Origin of the sequence: Dactylosporangium vinaceum (genome assembly GCF_019904175.1) — a bacterium.
Lineage (GTDB): Bacteria > Actinomycetota > Actinomycetes > Mycobacteriales > Micromonosporaceae > Dactylosporangium > Dactylosporangium vinaceum.
On the sequence record NZ_CP061913.1, the window covers coordinates 933439 to 947471 of the forward strand.

Below are 14033 nucleotides of genomic sequence, written 5' to 3' on the forward strand. Positions count from 1 at the left end.
TCAGGCCGGCCGCCTACGGTGGTGCAGCTGATGGCCGTCACGTTCGCCCAGTGCCGCCGGGCCGCTGCCTCGGTTCGCTCGGCCGGGCTCGGCGCGCAGGCAGACCGCCTGCTGCGCCCGGCGGGCGTTCTCGCCGTCTTCCGGTCGCGCGCGCCGCTGTCCGTTGTGCTCTACGCCGCTGGCCGCGAGGGTCGCCTGGCGTGGCGGGACGAGGAGTCCTTCGCGGTGCTCGAGCCGCCTCCGAACTGGCGCCGTCCGGCCGGTGGGCGGCTGCTCCGGCTTGTCGATCGGCGTTGGGACCTGTTGTGGTTCGGCGGGCCACCGGTTGCGGCCCTCACCGTCGCGGTCGCGCTGATACCGCTGACAGCCTCGCGATTGGCCGTCCTGCTGCTCGCCGTCGGCGCGATGCTGTATGTGACAGTCCTGATGGTGTGTTCGGTGCTGATGATGCTGGTGTGGGTGGCGGCCTGGCTGCTGCGGCCCAACCGGTCCCGGGCGGACCCGCCTGCCAACACCTGGTCGATGCCGCTGGTACACCATCTTGCCCAGCGTGGTGGCGCAGAGTTGGTGCAGCTGGCCTGTGACCGCTTGGTGCGCCTCGTCACCGCCGAGGTCCGCAACGCGCTGCCCGGACTCGGTGCCGTCGCTACGGACGTGCCGGTTGCCGAGACACTGCGGTGCCATTTGCAGGCAGCGACAACGGCCCCGATCCGCGCGCTCCTGGCCGACTGGCCGCGCCGACTTCCGCATCAGCGGTCCGGTTCCGACGCCGTCGTCCTGCTCCCGACGGCGGACGCCGGTCGGGAGGAGCCGCGGCAGGTCATCGACAGCGGTGCATTTTTCTTCTGGTACGTCATCGGTTGCGCTGTCGTGCTGCTGATCAACGCGGACTTCGTCGCGGAACTGGAGCGCAACGCGTGCGCACCCAACCGTTGCTCCGGCCGGCCGGCGACATACGAGTCGGCCGTTCGCTGGTTGAGTGAGCGGCTGCTCCTCGGCAACCCGGCGGACCTGTCCCCGGCGACCGGGAAGGCCTGGCTGCTCGGCTGGCTCACCAGCATCATGGCGCTGATGGCCGTCCTCGTGTTCGTAACCGCAATTGTGCAACGCACCCGGCTCGCGCTGCGGGACCGGCGCCAGTTCGCCAACGATGTCAAGGAATGGGGTGCGATGAACAGGCTACTGGTGATGGTCGTCAACGACGCCGAGCGCAACGCCGTGCTCGACGCGGTCTACGCCGTCAAGAAGAAGCGGCCACTGCGCGAATATTACGACGGCTACCCGGTGCTGAATCTGGGCGAGGTGAGCCAGGTCCAGATCTTGTTCGCACAGACGGAGCAGGGCGTTGTGAGTGCGGCCTCGGCGGGCCCTGTGCCTGGACGACTGATCCGCGCGCTCCAGCCGGATTACGTCATCATGGTCGGCGTCTGCTTCGGCCTGCAGCCGGACGAGCAGAGCATCGGTGACATCCTGGTGCCGACACAGCTCCGCCTCATCGCCCAGCGCCGCGTCCACGACGATGCGGAAGGACACATGATCGAGACACAGCGATCGCCGAATCCGGAGCCGACGCCGGACCTGCTCGCCGCCTGCCGTCTGGCCACCTTCGACTGGCACGGAGCGCCGGTGCACTTCGGCCCGATGATCTCGGACAGCACACTCGTCGACTCGCCGATGCTCGTGCAGTGGTTGAAAGCGACACACCCGGAGGCGATCGGTGGTGAGATGGAGGCAGCGGGCCTCTATGCGAACGCCACGCCGGTCGGTACGCGATGGATCGTCATCAAGGCGATCTGTGATTGGGGCATGAACAAGGACTCCGCTGCGCAGCCATTAGCCGCCCGGAACGCCGCAGGCTTCCTGGTGCACCTGGCTGCTACGCAAGCGTTCGACACGCCGCGGTCCAATCGCGCCGGCCGCGCCTGAGTCCGCCCGCCATGTCGAGCGACACCTTGGCCGTCTGCCGCGGTCCCAGGATTCGGAATAAGCTCCATATCTTGGGCTAAACGTCCGCCACCGGGCGCTGGAAGGTCGACGAACTCGCCACCGCGTTCCTGATGGCGAGTTTACGCGGAGTAGTGCGGCTTTACGCGGAGTAGTGCGGCGCCGTCACGAGCCGCCGGTGGCGCTGAACTGGGCCAAGCGGTGGCTCCGCCCGGCCTCGGCGGACGATCTGGCCGAGCAGTACTCGTACCGCAGCTCGCGGTATTGGACCGCATTTGCCTACGCCGACGCTTGAGCGGCGACCGCCCAGTCGCCACGCTCACATCCGGCCGGGCTGCGCTCGGCTCCTCCGCGGCATGCTCGGGGTGCTGGCTGCCGCGATCGTCCTCGCCACGTGCAAGCCCCGGCACCGCACCTCCCGCCGTCGCCGCAGTTGAGGACTTGCGCCAGCGCCGTACTGCCTGTTTATAGTGCTTATATACAGCCGGAACGGACGGTGGTGTCGGCGTGCGGGTTGTGCTTTCCAACAGTGCTGGTGTGCCGCTCTATCAGCAGATCAAGGATCAGGTCGGGGCGGCGATTCTGGCCGGGGAGCTGCCGGAGGGGGAGGCGCTGCCCTCGGTGCGGGCGCTGGCCCGGGATCTGCGGATCAGCATCATCACCACCACCCGGGCCTACGCGGAGCTGGCGGCCGAGGGGTTCATCGCGACAGTGCCCGGCAAGGGGGCGTACGTGCTGCCACTTGACTCCGAGCTCGTGCGGGAGCAGCTGCTGCGCCAGGTCGAAGAAGGGCTGCAGGCGGCCATCGACGCTGCTCGGCGGGCCGGGCTGCAGCGGGACGACCTGGTGCTGATCCTGGACGGGTTGATCGCGGCGGAGGTGACGGCATGAGTGAGGTGGCGTTTGCGCTGCGCGGCGTCGAGACGGCGGCGGTCGGGTCCGGGTTTGCGCTGCGGGACGTGAGCTTTCAGCTGCCGACCGGATACGTCATGGGGCTCATCGGGGCGAACGGGGCCGGGAAGACCACGACCATCCGGTGCCTGCTCGGGATGCGGCCGATCGTCGCCGGGGAGATCGAGCTGCTCGGGCACCGGTTGCCGGGGCCGATCGCGCTGCGGCAGGAGATCGGGGTGGTGCTCGACCATACCTACCTGGTGGGGGACTGGCGGCTGGCCTACGTCGAGCGGACGTTGCGGCCGTTCTACGACCGCTGGGATTCGCAGCGGTACCGCCGGCTGCTCGACGAGTTCGGCCTCGACCTCAAGGCCAAGGTCAAGGACCTCTCGCGCGGCATGGCGATGAAGCTGATGATCGCCGTGGCCCTGTCGCACCAGGCTCGGCTGCTGGTGTTCGACGAGCCGACGAGCGGGCTCGACCCCGTGGCCCGCGACGAGCTCGTCGGGATCATCGGTGACTTCCTGGTCGACGAGGGGCACAGCGTGCTGTTCTCGACCCACATCACCACCGACCTGGAGCGCATCGGCGACTTCGTGACGATCATCCACGGCGGGCGGATCGTGCGGACCGGGAGCAAGGACGAGGTCCTTGACGCCTTCCGGGTCGTGCGGGCCGGGCCGGGGGAGCTCGAGCACTGCATCGGGGTCGAGCTGATCGGGGCGCGGCGGACCGCGGCCGGCGTCGAGGCGCTGGTGCGCACCGACGAGGCCGGCCTGCTCGACGGGAGCGTGCTCGTCGAGCCGGCCACGCTCGAGGAGATCGCCGTCCACACCGGCATGCCGGCCGCCCGCAGGAGTCGCGTATGAACGCCGTCGGCCGCATGGTGCTGCTGGATGTGCGCACCGTCTCGCCGTACCACCGCCAGGGGCTGTTCATGTTCGCGCTGTATCTCGTGCTCTTCGCGACCCGGCCGGCGGTGCTCGTGCCGGCGCTCGTGCTGGTGCTGACGCCGATGGTCGCGGCGTATCCGTTCAACGTCGGCGACAAGGCGGCCCTGTCGACGCTCTACGCGGTGCTGCCGGTGCCGCGGCGGGCGGTGGTGGTCGGGCACTACGCGTGGGCGCTGTCGACGTTCGTGGTCACCGCGGGGCTCGGCACGGCGGCCGCGGTGATCATAGCCCGGTTCGAGCACGTGGCGTTCGGCCCGCACCTGCTCTTCCTGGTGCTGACCGCGGCCTGGGGGTTCTTCGCGGTGACCGTGTCGCTGCAGTTCCCGCTGTTCATCCGCTACGGGTACACCAGGCTCAGCCTACTGGGCACCACCCTGCCGATGGCCCTGGTGGTGGGCAGCGCGCTGAAGTTCCACCTGGATCTCGACGCGCTGCTCGACTGGCTGCCGATGGTCTGGCCGGCCGGGGCCGCGCTCATCGCCGCCTCCATCGCCGTGACGCTGCTGCTCGACCGGCGCGGGGTCAGGGGCTGAGCTCGAACCGCAGGCGGTGCACGTCCATCCGGGTGGCCCCGGTCGCGGGGGTGCCGAAGTCGCGGTACCGCTCGGCCGGGGCCGTCGGGGCCGGGCTGACCAGCACGGCGAACGCGGCCGGGCGCGGACCCGGGCCGGCGTCGGCGGGCCAGGTCAGCGGGATGCCGCCCAGGCGCCCGTCGTGCTCGTCGCGGCCGATCACGTGCTCCTCGCCGGGGTGCAGCACGGCGCCGGACGGATCGAGCGTGGTGACGAGCGAGGGCCGGGCCAGGGCGTCGAACGCGAGCATTGACACGTGGATCGGGGCCGCCCCGTCGTTGCGGACGACCACGTAGACCCGGTCGCCGGCGCGGAGGGCGGCGCCCTCGGCCGGCAGCGGACGCGCCGCGCCGGCCACCACCACACCCCAGGCGATCGTCACCTGGGCGCCGAGTGCGGCTCGCGTCGGTGGCGGCGGCAGCGGTACCGCCGCATCCTCGAAAATCGCGCGAAGCGCGGGCCCTTCCGCCTCCGGCCGCTGGAACGGGATCGCCGCCCGCACCCGCTCGCGGACCGGTGCCATCAGCGCGGCCCAGGTGACGGGCCGCTCGCCCGCCGCGGCCAGGGCGGCGACGAGCGCGTCGGTGAGCACGCCGGCCCGGTGCCCCGCCGCGTTCGTGAACTCGAACGCCGGCTGCTCCCGCCCGCAGGCCACGATCCGCACGGCGTCGGGGTTGCCGAGCGCGTCGCGGACCGCGGTGTCGAGCCCGCACCGGCGCAGGCGCCCGAGGTGCGCGGCCACGTCCAGGTACGGCGTCCGCGGCAGCGCCTTCACCAGCACCGGCCCGCGGGACGCGTGGGCGGCGTGGCAGGCGTCCAGGATGACCGTCACGTTGCGGGTCACGCTCGTCAGCCGGACCAGCAGCACCGACAGCTCGGGCCCGGTGACGCCGCGGAAGTCCCCCTCCCGCGACTGGTCGTAGTCGGTCGGGACGAGAAACTGCAGCTTCGGCCCCGGCGCCGTCCGCGGCGGCCGGGCCAGCCCGCCGTGGCCGCTGAAGTAGACGACTACCGGATCGCCCGCCCGGGCGTCGCGGATCAGCCGCTCGTAGGCGTCGAGGATGCCGGCCCGGGTGGCCTCGGGCCCCTCGGCCCGGGTCACCGCGAACCCGCGCCGGGCCAGCGCGCCGGCCATGGCCTCGACGTCGTTGCCGACGCCCGTGAGCCGGTAGGTCTGCGCCCCGATCAGCAGTGCGATCCGCCCCATACCCGATCCTGACGGACAGCCGATCATGTCGACGGAACTCGATGGAACGCGCTCCCGGTAGGCGCCTGGTCAGGCGCCCATACCAAGGGGGAGGTACTGCCATGAAGCAAACGTTCCTGGCCGGTGCGGCCGGGCTCGGCGTCGTCGCCGCGACGCTTGTCGCCACGCCCGCGTTCGCGGTGACGGGCTGTTACGGCGACTGCCAGCCCGGCGTGGTCAGGTCGGTCGGCAGCCTGCGCTACGACGCGCCGTTCGGTGTGAACGACCAGATCACGATCAGCGGCGACAGCACCGGGCTCACCGTCACCGACCCTGCGGCGAACCTCATCGCCGGGACCGGGTGCACGCTCGTGACCGCGCACCAGGCCCGGTGCGTGTCGTCGGCCTGGATCGCCATGCGCATCCGCGGGCTCGACGGGGACGACACGATCACCAACGCCACCGCGTTCGCGAGCGACCTGGCCGGCAACGACGGCAACGACCGGCTGGTCGGTGGGTCCGGGAACGACACGCTCACCGGCGGGTTCGGGGCCGACGTGCTGCAGGGCGGGGCCGGCGTGGACACGGCGAGCTACTCCGACCAGTCCGACCGGCTGGCCGTGCGGGCCGACCTCGACGGAGCGGTCGGCGACGACGGCAGCGCCAACGACGGGCCGGCCGGGGCCCGCGACACCATCGGCGCCGATGTCGAGAACCTCATCGGGACCCTGCAGAACGACGTGCTCATCGGCAGCGCCGGGCCCAACGCGATCGACGGGCGGGGTGGGCACGACCAGGTGCAGGGGCTCAGCGGCGACGACCAGCTCACCGCGCGGGGTGGCGGTAGCCTGGACGGAGGGTCCGGCAACGACCACTGCGTGTCGACGCTGGCGTCGCAGCCGGTCGATCCGGACACGTTCTCCGGATGTGAGACAACCGAGATAATTCCCTGATGGGAGCGGGTGCGGACCGCGATCGGGTCCGCACCCGTTACTCTCCTCGGCATGTCTGTCGTGAGCGCCGACCCTCCGGTGGCCAGCGAGCCGGAGGCCCACCAGGAGCGCGCCGGGGCGGCCGCGCGCCCGTCGTGGCTGCGGCGGCACCGCACGGACCTGCTGGTGCTCGCCGGATACATCGCGGCCGGCGTGTACCTCTATCTCCATCTCTGGGTCGCGCCCGGTGAACGGCGCCCCCAGCACAGCTACAGCGACTTCTTCCAGTTCGAGTGGTTCCTCACGGCCGACACCCGGGCGCTGCTGGGCCTGCACAACCCGTTCTTCAACGATCTGCAGAACGCCTCGGTCGGCGTGAACATGATGGCCAACACGAGCGTCCTGGGCCTGGCCGTCCCGCTGCTGCCGGTCACGCTGCTGTTCGGGGCGGCCACCAGCTTCGTCGTCGCGGCCACGCTCGGCTTCGCGCTCACCGCCTTCGGCTGGCACCTGGTCCTGCACCGCGACCTGGACCTGCGCCGGTCGGCGGCGGTGCTGGGCGGGGCGGCCATCGCCTTCGCCCCGCCACTCGTCGCGCACGGCAACGCCCATCTCAACATGGTGTCGCTCTTCGTGGTGCCGTTGATCGTCAGGTACTCGCTGCGGCTGTTCCGCACCGAGAGGCCGGTCCACGACGGGCTGCGGCTGGGCGCGCTCATCGTCTGGCAGTGCTTCATCGGCGAGGAAGTGCTGCTCATGGCCGCGCTCTCGCTGGCGTTCTTCGTGCTGATCCACGCAATCCGCAACACCGCGGGCGTCCGCGCGATGGTCCGGCCGTTCCTCACCGGCATCGGCACCGCACTGGCGGTGTCGTTGCCGCTGCTGGCGTACCCCATCTACTGGCAGTTCCTCGGCACGCAGTCGTACAGCAACATCGGCTACCTCGCCTACGTCACAAACGACCTGAACACGTTCACCGAGTATTCGACCAAGTCGCTCGGCAACGACAGCGGCGTGCTGACCTCGACCAACTACGCCGAGGAGAACGCGTACTTCGGCTGGGCGCTGCCGATCCTGGCCATCGCGATATTCGTGTGGCTGTGGCGGGACCGCCTGGCCCGCACGACGGCCATCGTCGGCGGCCTGTTCGCGCTGATGTCGATGGGCCCGGAGATCATCCTGCACAAGGAGCACACCGGCTGGCCGGGGCTCTGGCGGCTCTTCGTCGACGTGCCGCTGCTCGACTCGATGAACGTCGGGCGGTTCACGTTCGTGACGGTCGCGGCCCTCGGCGTGATGCTGGCCGTCGCCACCGACCGCATCCTGCGGGCCGCGCCGCACCCGACCGTGCCGGTCCGGCTGATCTGGGCCGGCGCGCTCGCCGCCGCCCTGGTCCCGCTGCTGCCGGTGCCGCTGCCGGCGGTCGGCCTGCCCCCCGTCCCGCGGTTCATCACGTCGGGGCACTACCGGGACTACGTGGCGCAGAACCACACGATGGTCCCGGTCCCGCCGATCGACGCGAACAGCAACGTGCTGCCACTGGGCTGGCAGGTCGCGGCCGGCATGGACTTCCGGCTGCCCGAGGGCTACTTCATGGGCCCGGTCGGCGAGGATCGCGAGGCCGACAACCAGCCGCCGAAGGGCCCCACCTCGACGCTCGTGCTGCGGGTCTTCGGCACCGGCAAGGCGGTCACGCCGACCGCGGCCCAGCGTGAAGCGATCCTGGCCGAGCTGCGCCGCATCCAGGCCGACGCGCTCGTCGCCTACGGCCCGCAGGCCAGGACCCGGCTGCCCGAGCTCAAGGCGACGCTAGACCCGCTGCTCGGCCCGGCCAAGCAGGTCGACGACGTCTGGGTCTGGGACGTCCGCGCGCTGACCGGCTGACCGGTCCACGACCGGCGGGTCGGCCCTCGGCCCGCGCGGGCCGTCGGCCCGGCCGACCGCGTCGAAGCTGCGCCGGAGCGCCTTCTTCATGAGCGGGGCGAACGGCACCTCGACGAGGCGGTGGCTGAGGTACGCCAGCAGCAGCATGCCGCCGACGGTGATCGCCAGCAGCGGCCAGGGGGCGATCTCGCCCTGCATCGAGCGAATGAAGATGACGCCGATGTCCTGGTGCAGCAGGTACAGCGGGTACGTCAGCGCCCCGGCCACGGTCAGCCAGCGCCAGCGGGCCCAGCTCGTCCAGCCCAGCGCGACCGCGGCCACGCAGCCGAAGAAGGCCAGCACCAGGAACTCCGCGTAGACCCACTTCAGCGAGTGCCCGACGTAGGCGCTGTTCCAGCGCACGTCCACCAGGAGCTGGTGCTGGGCGACGAGCAGGCAGCCGGCGATCATGCCCCACAGCAGCCAGGTCGAGCCGAAGCGGTGCACGCAGTAGAGCAGGATGCCGGCCACGAAGTACGGAGCGTAGGCGGGCTGCACCACGGCGTTGACGATCGGGATGTTGAGCGAGCCGAAGAGCACCGCGGCGGCCATCCAGAGCGCGCAGAACGTCAGGACGCGGCGGTACGTCACCCCGAACGCGACGACGATCGCGAAGAGAAGGTAGAACTTCAGCTCCGCCCAGAGCGTCCAGTAGACCCAGTCGATGTGCGGGACGCCGAACGCCTCCTGGGCCATCGTGAAGTTGAGCAGCAGGTCCGACAGCGAGTGCACCCGGAAGATGACGTGCACGTCGTCGGCGGTCGGGCGGTTGAGGTACACCACCGTGAACGTCAGCGCCACGGCGACCCAGTACATCGGGTAGAGGCGCACGATGCGGGAGATGAGGAAGTCGCTGAGCCGGCGACCCCACGAGCTCATGCAGATCACGAACCCGCTGACGATGAAGAACAGCTGGACGCCGAAGCTGCCGTAGACGGCCACGCCGTACAGGTGCGTGAAGATCTCGTTGTTCGGCCGCTCCCACAGGTCGGAGCGGGCCGTGCCCACATAGTGGTACGAAACCACCAGGAGGGCGGCGACGAGGCGGAGTCCGTCGAGGGCGGCCAGGCGGCCCTCGCGCTTCGCCGGGGCGGCCGGCTGAACGTTGCGCACCGGGCACACTAACCCTGGTCCGGCCGGTCTGTCGAAGGGCTGCCGGTCGGAGGGGTCGGACAGGGCGAGTGACCGCGGCGCCGCGGCAGCGTAGGGTGAGCCGGTCTCGCACCCAAGCGCTGGAGCCCCCGTGAAGCTCTCGATCCTGATGCCGGTGTACAACGAAGAGGCCCGGCTGCCTGAGGCATTGAAGCAGGCCCTCGCCGTTGACTACCAGTGCGAGATCGAGCTCGTTGTCGTCGACGACGGCAGCAAGGACGGCACCGGGCAGATCCTGGCCGCCGCGGACGACCCGCGGCTGCGCCCGATCACCCACCCGCGCAACCAGGGCAAGGGCGCCGCGATCAAGACCGCGGTGGCCGAGGCGACAGGCGACTACATGGTCATCCTCGACGCCGACCTGGAGTACGACCCGAACGACATCCCGCGGCTGCTCGCCCCGGTGCTCGACGGGCGGGCCGAGGTCGTCTACGGGAATCGGACATTCGGCTCGCACAGCTCCTTCTCGTTCTGGTACGTGATGGGCAACAAGGCGGTCACCACCGCCGCGAACATGATGTACAACTGCTACCTCGGCGACCTCGAGACCTGCTTCAAGCTGATGCCGCTGGCGCTGTACCGCTCCCTGGACGTCAAGTCGAAGGGGTTCGGCATGGAGGCCGAGGTCACCGGCAAGCTGCTGCGCCGCCGCTACCGCCCGTTCGAGGTGCCGATCAGCTACGCGGCCCGCACCCGCGAAGAGGGCAAGAAGATCACCTGGAAGGACGGCGTCGAGGCGCTCTGGATCCTGTTCAAGGAGCGCCTGCGCAAACCGCCCGCGGCCGCCTGACCTCCGGGCGCTACGGTGGCGCGGTGAGCTCCGGGCGCCCCGTCGCTTCCCTCGAGATCCAGGTCGCACTGTCCTCGGCGATGCGCCGGGCGATGCTCGCCCGCGAGCCGAGCGTCAGCGCCGAGCGCGCGGCCGACGCCATGCTGGGCATGCTCGGCGCCGACGAGGTCCGCTGGCAGCAGCTGCCCGGCTGGGGCGCCTCCGGCGACGGGGTGCCGCCCGAGCAGGAGGGCGAGGTCGAGGCGACGCTGCGGCTCGCCGAGTGGTGGACCCGCCGCGAGCTGCGCCTGACCATTGCCGACCCGCTGCCGGTCTGGGACCCGCGGGTGCGGGTCGGGCTCGGCCGGGCGCTGGCCGCGGCCGCGGAGTCGCCGGTGATCCGCTGCGTCGGGTTCCGGCTGCTGCTGCGGGCCCTGCTCGTGGAGTGCGCGTCGCCGGGGGAGTGGACCGAGTTCATCCGCCGCTTCCACCTGCGCCCGGACGAGGAGTTCCTGCGCGACGGCTCCCCGCCGCTGAGCTCCGCCGTCGCGTTCCTGAAGCGCAACGACCCGGTGCTGTCCGGGCTGGCCGCGCCGGCCGTCCTGCGGGCCGAGGCCGTCCAGCAGGCCGTCCGCGGCGGCTGCGCCCTCGTCGGCCAGGCCCACCTCGTGATGGCGATCTGCGCGCTGCCGTACCTGATGGAGCGCTCCCGGCTCCGCCTCGCCGACGACGCCGCACCGACCAACCGCGGCGGCGAGCTGCTGGCCGAGGCCGGTCTGACCTGGCCGGACGTCAAGGACTTCGCCATGGACCTCTCGCCCGGCCCGGCCGACATCCCCCGCGAGGAGCGCACATGGCGGGTCACGCGCGGCGACCCGCCGTACGGCATCGACCTCTACCTGGCGGCCCAGGAGGCGACCCGGCTCGCCGGCGAGCTCGGGCACCGCTACGTCGGCTCGTCGCACCTGCTGTTCGCGGTCACCGCCGACGGCGCCGGCCCGGGCGCGCGGATGCTGCGCGCCTACGGCGTCGAGCCGAACGCCCTGGCCGCGCGCCTGGGCACCGAGCTGGCCTGAGTCGCGGTCAGCGCAGTATCGACAGGGGTCGGTAGGCTGCACCGGTGACCGGGCAACTGCTGGCCATCAGCGACCTCCACGTCGGATACGCCGAGAACCGCGCGCTCGTCGAGCAGATGCGCCCGACGCACCCCGACGACTGGCTCATCGTGGCCGGCGACGTGGCCGAGCGCTTCGCCGACATCATGTGGGCGCTGCGCACCCTCAGCCGGCGGTTCGCCAAGGTCATCTGGGCCCCCGGCAACCACGAGCTGTGGACGCCGCAGCAGGACCCCGAGCAGTCCCGCGGGGTGGCCCGCTACGAGCGCCTCGTCGAGGCGTGCCGGGAGCTCGGGGTGCTCACGCCCGAGGACCCGTACGCGCGCTGGGAGGACCGGCTGACGATCGTCCCCATGTTCGTGCTCTACGACTACTCGTTCTGGCCCAAGGGCGCGACCTCCACCGAGCAGGCGATGGCGATGGCGCACGCCGCCGGGATCGTCGGCACCGACGAGGCGCTGCTCTACCCGGACCCGTACGCGGGCCGCGCCGAGTGGTGCGCCGCCCGCCTGGAGCTGACCGAGGAGCGCCTGAAGGCCGTCGAGGGCCCGACCGTGCTGGTCAACCACTTCCCGGTGGTCCGGGAGCCGACCGACGTCCTGTGGTACCCAGAGTTCGCGCTCTGGTGCGGCACGACCGCGACCCGCGACTGGCCCACCCGCTTCAACGCCGAGGTCGTGGTCTACGGGCACCTGCACATTCCCCGGACCATCTGGCACGACGGAGTCCGGCACGAGGAGGTCTCGGTCGGCTACCCGCGCGAGTGGAGCAAGCGCGCCACCCCTCCGGCCCGACTCCGCCCGGTTCTGACCCCATCCACCCAGGATCTGCCCTAGCGGCATAGCAACGTCACTGCGCCGCCGCCGCTCACGGGCCGGTTGCCAGTGCCCGCCGCGGGTCGAACAGCGCGATCGGGTGGTCAGTCGCCCCGCCCAGCGCGAGGTCGGCCAGGATCTCGCCGACGACGGGCACGAACTTGAACCCGTGCCCGGAGAACCCGCAGGCCACAGTCACCCGCTCGTGCCCGGGGTGGCGGGCGATGACGAAGTGCGTGTCGGGTGTGTTGGTGTACATGCACGTCTTGGCCCGCAGGAACGTCCCCGGGATGTGGGGTACGCGGGTCGACAGATAGCCGGCGATGCGCTCGACCTCCTCGTCCCGGATGCCGCGGTCGATGGTGTCCGGGGTCGTCTGGTCGCCGCCGCGGAAGAACGCCACCTTGATCTCGCCGTCGATGGGCGGGAAGCCGTACACCTGGGTGCCCGACGGGTCCTCCCAGATGAAGATCGGCATCTCGGGCGTGTGGCTGGTCGGCTGGAACCAGAACTGGACCTGGCGCTCCACCACCAGCGGCACCCCGAGGTCGGGCAGCAGCTGCGGCGCCCACGCGCCCGGGCAGATCACCAGCTGGTCCGCCTCGTAGGTGCCGTTCGCCGTGCGCACGGTGACCCGGCCGCCGGCTTCCGTCCACGCCTCGACCGGCTCGTGGAAGTGCAGCTCGGCCCCGTGCCGCCCGGCGAGCGCGAGGTTGGCCTCCACCGCCGCTTCCGGCCGCAGTACGCCGACCAGCCGCTCGAACAGCGCCACGTCGTCGTCGGCCGGCCTGAACTGCGGGAACCGTCGCCGGATCGCCTGTGCGTCGAGCATCTCGTGGGGCAGGTTCCACCGCTCGGCGGTACGCCGCGTGCCGTCGACGGTGAGCGAACCGGCCGGGCCCATGAACAGCCCGCCGGTGATGGTGAGCAGGTCCCGGCCGGAGTCGCGCTGGAGCTGCTCCCAGAGTTCGTAGGAGCGCAGGATCATCGGCACGTAGTCGGGGTGCTCGAAGTACGCCTGGCGCGTGATCCGGGACCCGCCGTGGCTGGACCCGAGATCGTGGGCCGCCCCGAACCGCTCCAGCCCGAGCACTCGCCGGCCGCGCCTGGCCAGGTGATACGCGGCCGAGCTCCCCATGCCCCCGAGCCCGGCAACGATGACGTCGTAGCCCATGGAGCTGTCTACCACGGCCCTGATCTTGCGTCGACCCTGATCTTGCGGCGGCCCTGTGGCACGTTTCCGGGATTCGTGGGTGGGGTGTGGGTTTTACGGTTGGTGGCAACAGCGACGAGGACTTGCCAGGGGGATACAGCGATGAGTGACTACGACATGGGCGACGCGGGCCACGACGTGGACTACGGCCACTACGAGGCGGGTGAGCAGCACGACGGTCTGGACCAGCTGCACCAGGCGCACGGCAGCGAGGCCGACGCGCAGTCGCAGTTCGGGGTGTACGAGAACGACCACCACGCGCAGGAGTCCACGGACTTCTCGCAGGGTCACCACGTGGAGTACGACCAGCCGGCCGCGGTGCACTACGAGTCGGACGACTACACCAACTACAGCCACGACGCGTCCGTCGACGACCACGTCTTCGCCGCCGAGGGCTCGGAGTCGTCGCACCAGGCCGAGTTCGGTGAGCTCGACGCCCTGCAGCAGCGCTTCGACGGCGCGTTCGCCTCGGGCACCGAGTTCCACTCGGGTAGCGGCGAGGGCCAGTTCAGCGTCGCCGGCAACTAGCCGCCCCAGACCCTTTGCCGACAACGGCCGGCCACCC

13 protein-coding genes are annotated in these 14033 nt (G+C 71.1%); 10 read left to right on the top strand and 3 right to left on the bottom strand.

The window, feature by feature from the left end; genetic code table 11:
- The first annotated feature begins 30 nt into the window (after window positions 1–30).
- The 4 genes from Dvina_RS04335 (at window position 31) to Dvina_RS04350 (ending at window position 4324) form a co-directional block, all read left to right on the top strand.
- Window positions 31–1926: a 5'-methylthioadenosine/S-adenosylhomocysteine nucleosidase family protein gene (locus tag Dvina_RS04335; protein ID WP_223101070.1), complete on the top strand. Its 1896-nt coding sequence runs from the start codon at window positions 31–33 to the stop codon at window positions 1924–1926.
- A 555-nt stretch (window positions 1927–2481) separates the two neighbouring features.
- A complete protein-coding gene (locus tag Dvina_RS04340; protein ID WP_246656016.1) occupies window positions 2482–2835 on the top strand; it encodes a GntR family transcriptional regulator in 354 nt (117 codons plus the stop codon).
- Entirely contained in the window at window positions 2832–3707 is an 876-nt protein-coding gene (locus Dvina_RS04345; protein ID WP_223101072.1) for an ABC transporter ATP-binding protein, read from the top strand. The genes Dvina_RS04340 and Dvina_RS04345 overlap by 4 nt, the downstream gene beginning before the upstream one ends.
- Window positions 3704–4324, top strand: coding sequence for an ABC-2 transporter permease (locus Dvina_RS04350; protein ID WP_223101073.1), 621 nt, complete (start codon window positions 3704–3706; stop codon window positions 4322–4324). The genes Dvina_RS04345 and Dvina_RS04350 overlap by 4 nt, the downstream gene beginning before the upstream one ends.
- Here the strand turns inward: Dvina_RS04350 and Dvina_RS04355 are convergent.
- The gene (locus Dvina_RS04355) at window positions 4314–5570 is read right to left on the bottom strand and encodes a caspase family protein (protein WP_223101074.1); all 1257 of its coding nucleotides are present in this window, start codon (window positions 5568–5570) and stop codon (window positions 4314–4316) included. The two genes, Dvina_RS04350 and Dvina_RS04355, sit on opposite strands and share 11 nt — an antisense overlap.
- A gap of 101 nt (window positions 5571–5671) precedes the next feature.
- Here Dvina_RS04355 and Dvina_RS04360 point away from each other — a divergent pair, with 101 nt between their 5' ends.
- Together Dvina_RS04360 and Dvina_RS04365 are read left to right on the top strand one after the other, a co-directional pair.
- Window positions 5672–6502, top strand: coding sequence for a calcium-binding protein (locus tag Dvina_RS04360; protein ID WP_223101075.1), 831 nt, complete (start codon window positions 5672–5674; stop codon window positions 6500–6502).
- A 51-nt stretch (window positions 6503–6553) separates the two neighbouring features.
- Window positions 6554–8365, top strand: a complete 1812-nt coding sequence (locus tag Dvina_RS04365) for a glycosyltransferase family protein (protein ID WP_223101076.1) — start codon at window positions 6554–6556, stop codon at window positions 8363–8365.
- Here Dvina_RS04365 and Dvina_RS04370 read toward each other — a convergent pair.
- On the bottom strand, window positions 8291–9517 hold the full coding sequence (locus Dvina_RS04370) for an acyltransferase family protein (protein ID WP_223101077.1): 1227 nt from the start codon (window positions 9515–9517) through the stop codon (window positions 8291–8293). The genes Dvina_RS04365 and Dvina_RS04370 overlap by 75 nt on opposite strands.
- 130 nt (window positions 9518–9647) lie before the next feature.
- Between Dvina_RS04370 and Dvina_RS04375 the strand changes: the two genes are divergently transcribed.
- Genes Dvina_RS04375 through Dvina_RS04385 form a run of 3 tightly spaced genes read left to right on the top strand, consistent with a single transcriptional unit; the run spans window position 9648 to window position 12276 of the window.
- Complete coding sequence (locus Dvina_RS04375; RefSeq protein WP_223101078.1) at window positions 9648–10346, top strand: glycosyltransferase family 2 protein; 699 nt, start codon at window positions 9648–9650, stop codon at window positions 10344–10346.
- A 23-nt stretch (window positions 10347–10369) separates the two neighbouring features.
- Window positions 10370–11401, top strand: a complete 1032-nt coding sequence (locus Dvina_RS04380; protein ID WP_223101079.1) for a Clp protease N-terminal domain-containing protein — start codon at window positions 10370–10372, stop codon at window positions 11399–11401.
- Between the two features lie 44 nt (window positions 11402–11445).
- Window positions 11446–12276, top strand: coding sequence for a metallophosphoesterase family protein (locus tag Dvina_RS04385; RefSeq protein ID WP_223101080.1), 831 nt, complete (start codon window positions 11446–11448; stop codon window positions 12274–12276).
- A gap of 31 nt (window positions 12277–12307) precedes the next feature.
- Here Dvina_RS04385 and solA read toward each other — a convergent pair whose 3' ends face one another.
- Window positions 12308–13444, bottom strand: a complete 1137-nt coding sequence (gene solA, locus Dvina_RS04390; protein ID WP_246656017.1) for an N-methyl-L-tryptophan oxidase — start codon at window positions 13442–13444, stop codon at window positions 12308–12310.
- A gap of 126 nt (window positions 13445–13570) precedes the next feature.
- Here solA and Dvina_RS04395 point away from each other — a divergent pair, with 126 nt between their 5' ends.
- Complete coding sequence (locus Dvina_RS04395; protein ID WP_223101081.1) at window positions 13571–13996, top strand: hypothetical protein; 426 nt, start codon at window positions 13571–13573, stop codon at window positions 13994–13996.
- Window positions 13997–14033 lie beyond the last annotated feature (37 nt).

Coding starts and splice junctions, on each gene's coding strand:
- Dvina_RS04335 (WP_223101070.1), top strand. CDS start 31: ATGGCCGTCACGTTCGCCCAGTGCCGCCGGGCCGCTGCCTCGGTTCGC.
- Dvina_RS04345 (WP_223101072.1), top strand. CDS start 2,832: ATGAGTGAGGTGGCGTTTGCGCTGCGCGGCGTCGAGACGGCGGCGGTC.
- Dvina_RS04350 (WP_223101073.1), top strand. CDS start 3,704: ATGAACGCCGTCGGCCGCATGGTGCTGCTGGATGTGCGCACCGTCTCG.
- Dvina_RS04355 (WP_223101074.1), bottom strand. CDS start 5,570: ATGGGGCGGATCGCACTGCTGATCGGGGCGCAGACCTACCGGCTCACG.
- Dvina_RS04360 (WP_223101075.1), top strand. CDS start 5,672: ATGAAGCAAACGTTCCTGGCCGGTGCGGCCGGGCTCGGCGTCGTCGCC.
- Dvina_RS04365 (WP_223101076.1), top strand. CDS start 6,554: ATGTCTGTCGTGAGCGCCGACCCTCCGGTGGCCAGCGAGCCGGAGGCC.
- Dvina_RS04395 (WP_223101081.1), top strand. CDS start 13,571: ATGAGTGACTACGACATGGGCGACGCGGGCCACGACGTGGACTACGGC.